This is a genomic window from Pseudomonas juntendi, from assembly GCF_021560075.1.
Classification (GTDB): Bacteria; Pseudomonadota; Gammaproteobacteria; order Pseudomonadales; family Pseudomonadaceae; genus Aquipseudomonas; species Aquipseudomonas juntendi.
This window is the reverse complement of the sequence record NZ_CP091088.1, coordinates 3,173,076-3,185,458: the sequence shown is the minus strand read 5'-3', so window position 1 is coordinate 3,185,458 and position 12,383 is coordinate 3,173,076. Positions and strand designations below refer to the sequence as shown.

Genomic DNA, 12,383 nt, shown 5'->3' with positions numbered 1-12,383 from the left:
GGCGCGGCCTTGCAGCGCGAAAGGGCCGCAAAGCGGCCCCAGGATTTGCGACGGACTGTTGATCAGCTTTCGCCAAGTGCCCCGACGACTTGTTCGACACTGGCCTTCAACCCGGCAAACGCATCATCCGGGTCGCTGTCCACCACCACCAGCTTCGCGCCGGCCGCCTGGATCGCTGCGGCCAGCGCCGGCTCCGGTTGGCGATGGTCCAGCACCAACGCTACATCCTGTGCCTTCAGGTTGGCCTCCAGCGCCTTCAGCGCGGCAGCATCCCACGCCGTTGGCAGCGGCTGCTGAACCACATCCAGGTTCAGGCCGCTGGCCAGGTAACCCAACCGCGGCGACAGGCTGACCACTGTGAGGTTGTCGACCTTGGCCAACTGCGTCTGGCTGCTGGCGGCAAGTTCCAACAGCTGGCGCTTGAGCGCGGCCAGGTTGCCCTGGATTTTCGTTCTTTCGCTCGGCGCAAGGCGTTCCAGGTCGTTGGCCACGACGTCGGCCATGCGCCCCAGATTGGTCGGGTTCATCCACGGGTAGGCGTTGTAGGCATCGTCGCCACTCACCGCGATACCTGGCAATGCGCCGTCCACCGGTCGTGCGGCATCGATCTCGACAATGCGGATATTGCTGCGCCGGGCCATCGGGTACAGCGGGTCGTCGCGCCAGATCGAACGTACGCCGATCACCGCATCGGCCTGTTGCGCAGCCTTGTCCAGGCTGGCGCCACCACGGCCGCTGAAATACGACGGCTGGCGACTGGCCGGCAGGTTGGCCGGGGCTGCGCGCTTGAGTTGTACGCCGGTCCCCTCGAGCAGGGCGCTGGCCAGGCTGTGGGTGATCGGCAAGGTGGTCAGCACCTGCGTGGCGAAAGACAGCGACGGCAGGCTGGCCAGGGCCAGTGCCAGGGTCAGGTGTTTCAGGTTCATGCCGGGTTTCCTTGCAGGCGGGGAACGAGGGCGCGGGCGAGCGCAGCGAGGGCGAAGCAGAGACCGGCGACCAGGATGATCGCGGCACCCGACGGCACCGGCAGGTCGAACACGATCGGTAGCAGGATGCCGAACAACGTGCTGATGGTGGCGATGAGCACCGAGAGGAAGAAAAAGCCCTTCAGTGACTGGCTGACCAGGCGCGCGGCGGCAGCCGGGATCACCAGCAACGCACCGACCAGAATGGCCCCGATCACCTTCACTGCAGCCACGGTGACCAGGGTCACCAGCACCACGAACAGGTAGTCCAGTGTTTTCACCGCCACGCCGCGTACAGCAGCCAACTGCGGGTTGAAGCTGGCCAGCATGATGCGGTTGTACAGCGGCAGCGCCAAGGCCAGCACCAGCATGGCGACGATGCCCAGTACCACCAGGTCCTGCCCGCTCACGGTCAGCACCGAACCGAACAGCACGTTCTCGAGGATGTGCACATTGATCTTGCCCGCCAGCATCAGCAGCAGGCTGGCGCCCAGCGCCAGCGACACCGAGAGGAATACGCCGATCAGTGTGTCCGGTGACAAGCCGGTGCGGTTACGCAGGAAGTTCAGCAGGATGCCGAACAGCAGGCAGTAACCGAACAGGCTGCCATAAGGCCCGGTATAGGGCTCGCCCAGCAGGATGCCGATAGCCACGCCGGTCAGTGCGGCATGGCCGACCGCTTCGGAAAAGAATGCAAAGCGCTTGACCACCACCAGGGTGCCCAGGCCACCCAGCACCGGGCCAATCATCAGGCCGGCGAGCAAGGCATTGACCACGAAGCCATAGGCCAGCGCCTCGGGCAGGTAGCCGGCAGTGGCCCAGTCCTGGACCGTTTGGCGAAAGGTTTCGAAACTCATCAGGCAATGCTCTCGCTACGCGGGTGGACGGAAAACAGGCCCAGCAGGCGCTCCGGCGTCAGGGCCTGGGCTGGCGGGGCGTCGAACAGTACCTGGCGGCTCAGCCCGGTAACCCGGTCGGCCAGGCGCAGCACCGCTTCCAGGTCGTGTTCGATCCACAACACAGTGGTCCCCGCCTGGCGCCAGGCCAGCAGCAGTTGTTCGAACACCTGAATGCCGGCTTCATCGAGCGCCGACATCGGCTCGTCCAGCACCAGCAGCTGTGGTTCGGGGATGAGCCCCTGGGCCAGCAGCACCCGCTGGCGCTCACCGCCCGACAAGGCCCCCATGCGCCGCTTGCGCTTTTCCAGCATGCCAACCCGCGCCAACGCAGCATCGATGGCAGGCTGCACCCTGCGCGACAAACCCAGGAAGGCCGGGCGCCGCTGGCACATGGCGGCCATGAAATCATCCACGGTCATTGGCAGCCCGCGGTCGAACTCCAGGGCCTGCGGGACGTAGCCGATCACCTCGCCTTGCCCTGGCCAGTGCAGGGTCAGTTCACCATGGTGGGGCATTTGCCCGAGCAGGGTCTTGATCAGCGAACTCTTGCCGCCGCCGTTGGGGCCGACGATGGCGTGCACGCTGCCCGGGGCGACGGTGAAGCTGACCTGTTCGAGGATACGGGTGCGGCCCAGGGTCAAGTCGATACCGGCAAAGGTGATGCGCGGCCCGCAGGCGGTTGCCAGGTTGGCAGCGGCGGTCATGCGCGGTTCTCCTGAATGGCGCGGACCACGGTGTCGAGGTTGCGCTTCATTTCCACTTCGTACTTGTCCTTGGTGTATTCGCCATAGGAAATGTGGGTGAGGGGGTAAAGGCGCACACCAGACTCACGCTGGATGGTTTCGACATAAGCTGAGGGGAAGTCCATTTCCGAGAAGATCACCCTCACGTCCAGTGCCTTGAGCTGGTCGATGGTCTTCTTCAGCTGCGCCGGGCTCGGCTCGATACCATGGGCGGGTTCGACCACGGCGGTCACTTCCAGCCCGAAGTCGCGGACCAGGTAGTCGTAGGCAGCGTGGATGGTGGCCACGCGGAAGGTAGCGCTGGGGGCCTCGGTGACCTTGGCCAGTGCCTGGGCACGCAAGCCACGCAGGCGTTTGGCGTAGGCCCGGGCGTTCTGCGTGTAGAACCGGGCATTGTCCGGGTCGAGCCGGCCCAGCTCGCGGGCAATGTTGTTGACCTGGGCAATGGTCGTGCTGATCGACAGGAAAGTGTGCGGGTTGACCACCTTGCCGGCACCGCGTGCGGCAATGCCGGTAGCTGCCAGCAGCGGTACGTTCTGGTTGGCCTCGATCGTGGCGATATCAGGTTTTTCACTGGCAGCGATCATGCGGTCGGCAAAGTCGTCATGGCCAACGCCATTGAGCACCACCACGTCCAGGGTGCCGATGCGCTTGATGTCTTCGGCCCGGGGCTCGTAGGCGTGCGGGTTGAAGCCCGCCGGAATCAGCGGCACCACCTCGGCCTTGTCGCCAACAATGTTGCTCACGTAGCTGTAGTAGGGGTGCAAGGTGATGCCGATACGCAGCGGCTTGCCGTTATCGGCCAGAGCCATTGCCGGCAGGGCCAGGGCCAGGAGCAGGGCGAGGGCGGAGCGAAACATGGGCGAGTCCTTCGGTTCAGTGGCGGTGTTCGCGGGTAACCCCGGCGTCGTAGTGGCTGACCACCTGTTGCCAGCCAGCGGCGATCAGTGCCGCCTGGCCGAGGTCATCCGGGATGATTGCGGCGCTGTCGCGGCGCAACCAGATATCGGCCTGGCCGGTGCTGTCGGGTGGCAGGATCAGCAGCAGGCTGCCGGCAATTTCGGGTGCCTGGCTGCGGCCCAGGTAGGCGCCGGGCACCAGCCAGGTCCACTGGTGACTGCCCCGGCTCTGGCTGCCGGCGTCGACCACGAATGGTGGCAGGCCTTCATCGGCCAGGGCCTGTACCCCAGGTGCAGCGGCGTTTTCTTCACGCAGCAACTGGATCTCGTCGAATGCCACCCGCAGGTCGGTGTAGAGGCCTTGCTCGGCCGCAGTGAGGTCGCGGCGGGCGTCGATCTGGTGGCTGGCGATGGCCTGTTCGTCCTCGCGCTCGCCGCGCAGCGACACCACGCCAGCTGCCAACGCCACTATCAGCAAGCTGGCCAACAGCACGTACAGGGTTTCGTGCCCGGCCCCGGCCGGGCGAATCACGTGAGCGCGGCTCATGGCTGGGCGATGTCGGCGTAGTCGACTTCCACCACGTGCCCGGGGCCGGCGTCGAACAGTACGTAGAATTCGCCGTCCGGGCGCTTGAAGGTCAGGGTCGAATCGTCGCCAAGCTTGCCGCCGACCAGCACTTGCTCGTCATAGCCGATCACATCCAGGGTTACCCCGGGGGCGCCACTGCCGTCCGAGAAACCACCGGTGCACTTGACTTGGCCGCTGGCCAGTTCTTCGCATTCGCACATGGGGTTGTGGGCCAATGCCGGGCTTGCGGCCAGTGCCAGCAAGGGCAGGGCGAGGGTGCGCAGCAGGTATTTCATTTCTTGCCTCCTTTGTTCTCGAGCCAGGCCACGGTGGCTGGCGATGCCTTGGCCAGCGGGACAGACGCCTGGTGCATGCTGCCGTCCCAGCCTTCCACGGTGATCCAGATCTGGGCGTCGGGTTTGGTGCGCGGAGGCACCGGCAGGTTGGTGGCCATGGCGTAGGGCGCGCCGAAGAAAATCGTGCCCGCCGCCCGCAGGCTGCGCGGTTTGCCGATGCGCAGGTAAACGGCCTTCACGTCGTTGACGCACGACTTGCACAGCGCTGCCCTGAATACCTTGAAGTCGCCTGCCGGGCCGTCTCTGCGGGGCGCTTCGTCACGCAGTTCCGCCAGGTCAAGGGTGTAGGGGCCGGCCTGGATGCCGGTGATCACATTCGCCCCCAGCCCTGCCTCGCCGCGGAACAGCTTGGCGTCGCTGAAATACTTGGGCATGAAACCCAGGGGGATCAGGATCAGCAGGATGTTCAAGTGGAAGCGCCACTTCAACCACCACTGTTTAAGCGGGCTGACGGGCACGGCCTGGGTGGGGCTCATCGTTGCATCTCCAGCGAGGTCCGGGTGGGCACAGTGCGGGGGGCGCGTTCGCTGCGCTTCAGCGCGGCAGCGGTGGCTTGTGCGGTACGTTTTGTCCATATCAGCAAGCCGCTGAACACCATCAGGGTGAGCACCAGGCCGAAGAAGAACCAGATCAGCTTGATCGGCAGGCCGCCGAAGTCACCGGTGTGCAGGGGGCGCATGGACTCGGTGACGAACTCCAGGGCGGAGCGGTCGCCCAGCAGGAACTGGCTGTCCACCTTGCGCGTGTAGGGGTTGACCTCGGCGCTTTGGAACATCAGCGGATACCAACCCCGCCCGCCCATGGAAATATGGCTGTAAGCGGTGGCAGGCAACGCAATGAAGTTGATTTCCAGCCCTGGAATCGCCAGGCCAGCGATGCGTGCCGCTTCATCGAGGTCGATCCGTGGGGCTGGGCTGCCATCGGCGGTCTGGGGCACTTCTTCGCGAGCGATGACCGGCACGATCGGCTCGCTGGAAATGCTGATGTGGTTGTCGAACAGAATCGCCTGGATCAGGAACCAGGTACCGGTGATGGAAATGACCGCGATGAACCAGATCGACCAGACACCGGCCAGGCGGTGCAGGTCGCCCCAGAAGATGCGCGAACCGTGGCCTGTACGTACCGGTTTGAAGAAGCCTTTCCAGAACTTCTTGTACACCACCAGCCCGGTTACCAGTGAAGCGAGCATGGGCAGACCGAGGATCGACACCAGGTACCAGCCCCAGCTGAACCCGTTGGTGAAGGGCACCAGCCACCAGCCGTGCAGGGCGCGGGTGAAGGCTTCGAAGTTGAAGTCAGGGGATTTGCCCTGAATCGCACCGGTGTAGGGATTGACGTAAAGGGTCGGGGTGGTGCCGTCCGGGAAGGTCACATTGGCCGTGAGGGCGAAGTGTGAGCCGTCGGGCTGGATGATGGACTGCACGACCATATCCGGCTCTGCTTTGTGCAGGGCGTTCAGCACCTGCTGGAAGCTGAGGCGTTCGGCGTCGGTGTCCGGCTTGCTGGCACGTACATCCGGGTTGGCCAGCCAGACGATTTCCTGGCTGACCACCGCGAGCATGCCCGTGAAGCAGACGATCAATACAAAGAACCAGATCGGCAAGGCGAGCCAGCTGTGCACCAGGAACCACAGCCTGGATTTGGATTTTTTCAAGGGTTTGGCCATCAGACGGTCTTCTGCAATGGGTGGTCGAGCGTGCGCCCAACCAAAGAGGGCTGTACTGATAAGGACGAATGAGAATCGAAATCCTGCCGATTAAAATGAAAGCAAATGTTTCAAGCGATGAAGCCAACCTGCGCAGGGGGCGGCAGGTCGGCCAAGGGGGGGCTCATGATGAGGTGTAACGAAACAGCCGGCAGGGAATTTAATTGGGTAAAGCGCGACGCGAAGTGGCCGATAGGATGGTTAGCGCAAAGACCGATCTTTCAGACAGGGACCGACATGGCCGTCATCACAGCTGGCAACCTCATGATCAATGGCCTATCGGCGCAGGCGCGCAGCGCCAATGCCGCCGCTGAACGCGACCAGGCCAAGCAGGCCGGCGAAGCGGTGGGCCCACTGCAAATCAGCAGCGACAGCCTGAGGGTATCCGCGGGTAGCCAGGCACAGGCAACGGATACAGCGGGCACTGGTGGGTCGGAGGCGGTAAGCGCCCTGCAACAGTTGATCAAGGACTTGCAGAAGCAATTGGCCGAGCAGCAGAAGCAGCTTGCCGCGTTGCAGAACAGCAAGATGGATGAGACATCCAAGGCGGCTGCGGTCGGTGCCAAACAGGCAAGCATCGCCACCCTCAACGGTCAGATCATGGCCGCTACCGCGCAATTGCTGGCGCTGCTGCAGCAAGAGGGTGGCAGCAGCTCCGGCTCAATGGTCAGCGCCACGGCCTGACGGCGCCGTGGCCTGTGAGTTCGGGCCAGCTTACTCGGCCGCTACGCGCCCTTTGCCCTGGCGATCTGCCTTGTACTGCATGGCCACCGCCGGCGCTGGCTTGGCTGCACCGGTTTCCAGCCATTGGCGCAGGCGGCTGGCATCGGCGAAATGGGTGTACTTGCCGAAGGCATCCAGGATGACCATCGCCACAGGGCGGTTATCCATTCGGGTCAACAGCACCAGGCAGTGCCCGGCTTCGTTGGTAAAACCGGTCTTGGTCAGCTTGATGTCCCAGTTGCTCTTGTTCACCAGGTGGTCGGTGTTACGGAAGCCCAGGGTGTAATTGGGCTTGCGGAAGGCCACGGTCTTCTCACGGGTGGTCGACAGCTCGCTCAGCATCGGGTACTTGCGCGAGGCCATCAGCAGCTTGGACAAGTCGCGCGCAGTCGACACGTTCTGCGTCGAGAGCCCGGTAGGTTCTACGTAGCGGGTATGGGCCATGCCCAGGCTGCGGGCTTTGGCGTTCATCGCCTTGATGAATGCCGGGTAGCCACCGGGGTAGGCATTGGCCAAGCTATTGGCTGCACGGTTTTCCGAAGACATCAAGGTAATCAGCAGGGTCTCGCGGCGATTGAGCTGGCTGCCGGGGCGTACCCGTGAATACACGCCCTTCATCTCCGGGTTGTTGGCGATGGTCATGGTGAGCATCTCATCCATGGGCAGCTTGGCGTCCAGCACCACCATCGCGGTCATCAGTTTGGTCACCGAAGCGATCGGTACCACGCGGTCGGCGTGGTTCGAGTACAGCTCCTGGTTGGTATTGAGGTCGATCAGCAGCGCGCTGCCCGACGCCAGGTGCAGTTTGGAGGGGTCGCGTTGCACCTTGGCCGGGGGTTGTGCAGCAGCGGTCGACGGCAGCGCCGCGGTACCTGTGAGCAACAGCAGCAGGCTGAGAATGGACAGGGATGTTTTCACGTTGAGGCTCACTAAAGGTTGGTATGTCGTTGGCTGTGCAAGGGTTTTCCCCCAAAAACCGCTGCATTCTGGAGTATGGCTGAACGGCTGTCGAATGCCTTATACCTAAAGGGCGCAACGTGAACGAAATTTAATCCCGTACCCGTTGTGTACCCTTCATGTGCTGTTCATGAAGTGCGCCGAACGGTGATAGGGGCGGGGGCAAACTGAGCGCTCGGTTCTGATCAGGTCCGGTACCGACCCGTGAACAGGAGGGCCGGCACGCAAAGGGCGTTGTCGCCTCAGCCATGTATCAACGTCAGGTCGCTGATAATGCAGATCGAGCCATCGTCGACCGACGTTTGGTCGTTGTAGTCGATCTGGTTGTAAACGCCGCCGTGGAATTCGAACAGGCGCGAAGCCCAACTGCCGTCGAGTTGCAAACCACCTGAAGTACCGGTTGCTCCCTTGCAGCTTGCGGTGACCGTGACCAGGCCCTGTGCCGTGACGTGCAGGCTGATGCCGAACTGCGCGCCCAGCGGTACGCCCTTGAGCACCGTCGAATTCACCGGGTCAGCCTGGTCATAGGTTTGGCGAAAGCCCAAGGTGATATTACCTTTCTTCCAGAACACCTTGACGGGCGGGCCGTCGTCGCTGCGCACGTGCATCTGGGCAATGACCACCTTCTGCGCTGCGTTGACCATGGTCAACGTCATGCTTTGACGGCTCCAATGGTCCGCGGCACTGGCCAGCGTCCAGGAACGGGTCTCGGTCCATTCACAGCGGGTGCGGTGGGTACTCTTGCTCGACGCCCCTTTGGTCGGCGCAGAAAACTGGATCGAGCCGTCACTGAGTAACGTGACCACCTCTGGGAGGCGGGCAATGGCTTCGTCACCGTCAAGTTCCAAGGCAACGGGGTTGGTTGCGGATACTGCCACCGGGGTGGCGATCAAGAGGTTGCTGATGTCTACGGCCATGGTAACTCCTCATGAACAGCCAGGTTTGGATGGCAGACTAAATGCTGCCTGGTTGAGAGTTAGCCAATGGCTAAATTAAATGTCAATAGCTTAAAGCTAAAAATTGCGCTGTGGGTGAAATTACCTGTTGGCGAAAATTTTCAGGGCAAGGCCTTTACGCTGGATTTGGCTGTGCGATAAGCTTTCGCCAGGTACTGTACAAATATACATATATCAGGATGACAATATGCCTATGCAAACAGCGTCGACCACCCTTCAGCCCCCGGGAATGTCGGGTGTAGAGCGCCTGAGCCTACGGGTATCGTCGATGATCAACCACCCTGTGGCCCAGACCCAGCGCTGGGTGCTGGTGCATCGCCTGCACAGCGATGGCGACGCGGAATGGGAAGAGGTGATGGGGCTGCTGCTGGAAACACCCGAGTTGGACCTGACCTTCAACCCTGATGGCAGCGTGCTGGTGCGCTGGCAGCGCCACGCCGGCCAGCAGTTTGACGAAGTGAGCGCCGAGCAGGGCTGTGGGTCACTGATGCCTGCTGCGCCGTTCTGAAATACCGGCGCCAGGCCGCTGCCGGGGCAGGTGGCGCCTTACACGAGGTGGGCATTCCACACCAGCAAGACCCTGGCCTGGATATAGGTTTCTTCGCGGCGAATCAGGCGGTCCTTGTGCCGTGAGTTGTCGGAAATCATCTCGAAATGATCGTCATCGGCAATCTGCAGGCGCTTGATGTAGATATGGTCACCCCACGCGAAAAAGTAGATCCCGTCGCCCACGAACTCGCGAATGCTCACATCGACGATCAGTGGGTCACGGTGCCTGATGGTGGGCTCCATCGATTGGCCCCAGCCAGTGACCATCTTCAGGTGGTGGTGCTCGCTGAACTCCACACCCAGTTCACGCAGGTGGCTGGGGCTGACCCGCACATCCTTGAACATTTCCGGGTAGTCATGGGGGATCTGGCCGCCGCCCATGGCTGCGCGCACATCATAGTGGGCAATCCATACCTCATCGCCCACCAGGCCGGGCCGGCCGTGGTCGGCCTGCAGCAATACGGTTTCCGCGGGCTCGGCAGCCGCGGCCAGCAGCCTCTGGCGGGTTTCTTCGGGGATGCCTTTGCCACTTTTTGCCAGCATCTGCTTGACCAGGTCGGCGGCGCACAGCGCGCCGTCGGCAGGCCCGCCCGAGGCCTGCGGGTGATCGCCGGGCGCCAGCGCGTCGAACCAGCCGCGTGGCAAGCCTTCGATACCCTCGATCCGCCGCGCCACGTCGTCGCCCAGGTTCTTGGCGGTCCTGTTGGAGAGAATCTGGCTCAGGTGCGCAGGCGCCATGCCCCAGCGCTCGGCGCAGGCGCCCTTTTTCTGGTCGGCGATCAGCTTGACCAGGTTCTGCTTGCGGATTTCATAGATGTCCATAAGGCGAAGCATGCCAGTGTTTAGCTCTCTGCTAAATGTTCGCATGGCTAAATTTCCCTTGAGGTAAATTTACCCCTAGGCTAAATTAAACCTCCAAACAATAAAAGCCACGGCGATGCAATGCCGTGGATTGTCCATCTCGTCAGCAAAGAGGTTTACATGGATCCCACCGACCTCGGCCCAGGCACCCTCACGTGGCTGGGTGGTACAGGCACCGTGTTGTTCGGGGCCTTTCTATGGCTGCGCAAATGGCTGTCCAGAGATGCGGCAGACCGCGCGCTGGACAATGCAGACATTGCCGTGATTCGCCGCCTGACCGAGCTGCTCGATAGCGAGCGCGATGCCCGCCGTGAGGCGGAGGCCAAGGCTGAGCATTTCGCCAAGGAGCGCAATGAACTGGTGGTCACCGTCGGCCGCTTGCAAGGCAGGGTCGTGGTCCTGACCAGTCAACTGGCCCGGGCCAGGGCGTGAAACGACCGACGACCCGCACCCACCATGGCCAGACAAAAAAAAGCCCGCCATTTCGGCGGGCACAAGGGCGTAGGGAGCAACGCACAACAAATTCGGGTCAGGCTGCCAAAGTGCCTGGTTGCAACAGTTCAGCCAATGCGCGGGCTTGGGCGAGGGTCGGCACCGGCCCACTCACAGCCTCGCCGTTGCGCACCAGGTACCAGCAGGCCAACAGGCCTTGTTCACGCAGTGAAACCGGTACAGCGCTGCCGACAACGGACATGATCTGGATAGTGGCCATGGGGACCTCCTGTGAAACATGGGCCTACCATACCCAGCCGCTACCAGGGTTTGAAATCAACGTTGTCGATAGTGGTCATTACTTCTATCAACCCTTACCAGCGTGGCGGGCCGTAATACACCCGTGGCGGGCCGTAGTAGGCCCGGTAGCCTGGCGGTGGCGGGGCCGGCGCATAATAAGGCTGGTAATAGACGGGCTGCGGCGGCGGCTGCACGTACACCGGTTGCGGCGGGTAGTACACCGGCTGGCGTTCCACGTACACCGTACGGTCGTGCCCGCCAGACACCGTAGCGCCAACCACCGCGCCAACCACGGCAGCGCCCAGTAGCGGGCCCGGTCCGTACCAACCGCCGCCATGGCCGTAACCACCGTGGGCAGCTGCAGGCCCGCTGATGGCCAAAGCGCCGACCAGCAGGGCGATTCCGGGAATGAGACGGTTCATATCAACCTCGCGAGTAACCCCCAAAGTGGGGTGTCACTAATATGACTCCGGTATTTATCAATTGCGCGCAGGGCAATGGTAAAGGTTGTGTAAGGGACGACCAGCGGTTGCCTCTGGTACGCTGCACAAACGTTTCAGTCATGACTCAGGAGCAGGCTATGTCGACAACTCCCGGCAGGGATACCGTGCTGTGCATTTCCCTGGCAGGCCGCCCCGGTACATTCGGCGTGCGCTTTCACAATCACCTGTACCAACAGTTGGGCCTGGACTATTACTACAAGGCCATGCGCACCGACGACCTCCCGGCCGCGGTAGCGGGAATTCGAGCCTTGGGCATACGCGGGTGTGGGGTATCGATGCCATACAAGGAAGCGTGCATGGCGCTGGTAGACGAGATCGATCCGTCGGCAGCGGCCATCGAGTCGGTCAACACCTTGGTGAACACCAACGGTCGCCTCACAGCCTACAACACCGACTATCTGGCCGTACGCCAGTTGTTGACCCGGCACCAGGTCGATCCGGCAACCGCTTTCGCCCTGCGCGGCAGCGGCGGTATGGCCAAGGCCGTTGCCAGCGCCTTGCGCGATGCCGGCTTTGCCGAAGGCACCATCGTCGCGCGTAATGCCCAGGCGGGGCAGCAGCTGGCGGATATGTGCGGCTACCGCTGGCTGCCAGAACTCGGCGATATCTGCCCGCCGATGCTGGTGAATGTCACGCCAATCGGCATGGCGGGGGGCGCAGAAGCTGAAGAGCTGGCGTTTTCGGAGATCGCCATCGCTGCTGCAGAGCGGGTGTTCGATGTGGTGGCCATGCCCGCGCAAACACCGTTGATTCGCCGCGCCCAAGCGCTGGGCAAACCTGTGATTACCGGGCTCGAGGTGATTGCGCTGCAGGCGCTGGAGCAGTTCGTGCTGTACACAGGTGTGAGGCCGACGCCGGCGCAAGTCGATGCCGCCGTGGCGTACGCTCGCGAAATCTGATTGCACCAGCAGCGGCCCCTTCGCGGTATGGCAGCTGTGCTGGCGAAGAGGCCGCTACAGGTCAAGGG

The 12,383-nt window shown here is 62.7% G+C and carries 17 protein-coding genes; 4 read left to right on the top strand and 13 right to left on the bottom strand.

Annotated features, from left to right (window positions below; translation table 11 throughout):
* Window positions 1-62 precede the first annotated feature (62 nt).
* The 8 genes from L1P09_RS14780 to L1P09_RS14745 are packed head-to-tail and all read right to left on the bottom strand — an operon-like array spanning window position 63 to window position 6,096.
* Window positions 63-926 (bottom strand): metal ABC transporter solute-binding protein, Zn/Mn family, encoded by an 864-nt coding sequence (locus L1P09_RS14780; RefSeq protein WP_192440263.1) that lies wholly within the window; start codon window positions 924-926, stop codon window positions 63-65.
* The gene (locus tag L1P09_RS14775) at window positions 923-1,822 is read right to left on the bottom strand and encodes a metal ABC transporter permease (RefSeq protein ID WP_054905049.1); all 900 of its coding nucleotides are present in this window, start codon (window positions 1,820-1,822) and stop codon (window positions 923-925) included. Before L1P09_RS14775 ends, L1P09_RS14780 begins: the two co-directional genes overlap by 4 nt.
* Window positions 1,822-2,568, bottom strand: coding sequence for a metal ABC transporter ATP-binding protein (locus L1P09_RS14770; protein ID WP_009686451.1), 747 nt, complete (start codon window positions 2,566-2,568; stop codon window positions 1,822-1,824). The genes L1P09_RS14775 and L1P09_RS14770 overlap by 1 nt, the downstream gene beginning before the upstream one ends.
* The gene (locus tag L1P09_RS14765; RefSeq protein WP_110678520.1) at window positions 2,565-3,467 is read right to left on the bottom strand and encodes a metal ABC transporter substrate-binding protein; all 903 of its coding nucleotides are present in this window, start codon (window positions 3,465-3,467) and stop codon (window positions 2,565-2,567) included. The genes L1P09_RS14770 and L1P09_RS14765 overlap by 4 nt, the downstream gene beginning before the upstream one ends.
* A 16-nt stretch (window positions 3,468-3,483) precedes the next feature.
* Entirely contained in the window at window positions 3,484-4,053 is a 570-nt protein-coding gene (locus L1P09_RS14760; RefSeq protein WP_054905052.1) for a DUF6162 family protein, read from the bottom strand.
* Window positions 4,050-4,370 (bottom strand): hypothetical protein, encoded by a 321-nt coding sequence (locus L1P09_RS14755; RefSeq protein ID WP_009686454.1) that lies wholly within the window; start codon window positions 4,368-4,370, stop codon window positions 4,050-4,052. The genes L1P09_RS14760 and L1P09_RS14755 overlap by 4 nt, the downstream gene beginning before the upstream one ends.
* Window positions 4,367-4,906: a hypothetical protein gene (locus tag L1P09_RS14750; RefSeq protein WP_054905053.1), complete on the bottom strand. Its 540-nt coding sequence runs from the start codon at window positions 4,904-4,906 to the stop codon at window positions 4,367-4,369. Before L1P09_RS14750 ends, L1P09_RS14755 begins: the two co-directional genes overlap by 4 nt.
* On the bottom strand, window positions 4,903-6,096 hold the full coding sequence (locus L1P09_RS14745; protein WP_235767786.1) for a PepSY-associated TM helix domain-containing protein: 1,194 nt from the start codon (window positions 6,094-6,096) through the stop codon (window positions 4,903-4,905). The genes L1P09_RS14750 and L1P09_RS14745 overlap by 4 nt, the downstream gene beginning before the upstream one ends.
* Window positions 6,097-6,372: 276 nt before the next feature.
* Here L1P09_RS14745 and L1P09_RS14740 point away from each other — a divergent pair, with 276 nt between their 5' ends.
* Window positions 6,373-6,819 (top strand): hypothetical protein, encoded by a 447-nt coding sequence (locus tag L1P09_RS14740; protein ID WP_232892155.1) that lies wholly within the window; start codon window positions 6,373-6,375, stop codon window positions 6,817-6,819.
* Window positions 6,820-6,849: 30 nt separating this feature from the next.
* On the opposite strand, the gene pbpG is transcribed toward L1P09_RS14740, so the two are convergent.
* Window positions 6,850-7,776: a D-alanyl-D-alanine endopeptidase gene (gene pbpG, locus L1P09_RS14735; protein ID WP_054905056.1), complete on the bottom strand. Its 927-nt coding sequence runs from the start codon at window positions 7,774-7,776 to the stop codon at window positions 6,850-6,852.
* Between the two features lie 281 nt (window positions 7,777-8,057).
* Entirely contained in the window at window positions 8,058-8,732 is a 675-nt protein-coding gene (locus L1P09_RS14730) for a polysaccharide lyase family 7 protein (RefSeq protein WP_235767785.1), read from the bottom strand.
* Window positions 8,733-8,958: 226 nt separating this feature from the next.
* Between L1P09_RS14730 and L1P09_RS14725 the strand changes: the two genes are divergently transcribed.
* A complete protein-coding gene (locus tag L1P09_RS14725; RefSeq protein ID WP_054905058.1) occupies window positions 8,959-9,279 on the top strand; it encodes a DUF1654 domain-containing protein in 321 nt (106 codons plus the stop codon).
* Between the two features lie 38 nt (window positions 9,280-9,317).
* On the opposite strand, the gene L1P09_RS14720 is transcribed toward L1P09_RS14725, so the two are convergent.
* Window positions 9,318-10,142 carry a S24 family peptidase gene (locus L1P09_RS14720; RefSeq protein WP_054905059.1) on the bottom strand — a complete coding sequence of 275 codons (825 nt, stop codon included), beginning with the start codon at window positions 10,140-10,142 and terminating at the stop codon, window positions 9,318-9,320.
* A 159-nt stretch (window positions 10,143-10,301) separates the two neighbouring features.
* On the opposite strand from L1P09_RS14720, the gene L1P09_RS14715 reads away from it, so the two are divergent.
* Window positions 10,302-10,613: a hypothetical protein gene (locus tag L1P09_RS14715; protein ID WP_054905060.1), complete on the top strand. Its 312-nt coding sequence runs from the start codon at window positions 10,302-10,304 to the stop codon at window positions 10,611-10,613.
* A 97-nt stretch (window positions 10,614-10,710) separates the two neighbouring features.
* On the opposite strand, the gene L1P09_RS14710 is transcribed toward L1P09_RS14715, so the two are convergent.
* Both L1P09_RS14710 and L1P09_RS14705 read right to left on the bottom strand, forming a co-directional pair.
* The gene (locus L1P09_RS14710) at window positions 10,711-10,893 is read right to left on the bottom strand and encodes a hypothetical protein (RefSeq protein WP_054905061.1); all 183 of its coding nucleotides are present in this window, start codon (window positions 10,891-10,893) and stop codon (window positions 10,711-10,713) included.
* Window positions 10,894-10,987: 94 nt separating this feature from the next.
* Window positions 10,988-11,335: a hypothetical protein gene (locus L1P09_RS14705; protein ID WP_009686467.1), complete on the bottom strand. Its 348-nt coding sequence runs from the start codon at window positions 11,333-11,335 to the stop codon at window positions 10,988-10,990.
* 158 nt (window positions 11,336-11,493) lie between these two features.
* On the opposite strand from L1P09_RS14705, the gene L1P09_RS14700 reads away from it, so the two are divergent.
* Window positions 11,494-12,315, top strand: coding sequence for a shikimate 5-dehydrogenase (locus tag L1P09_RS14700; protein ID WP_054905062.1), 822 nt, complete (start codon window positions 11,494-11,496; stop codon window positions 12,313-12,315).
* Window positions 12,316-12,383 lie beyond the last annotated feature (68 nt).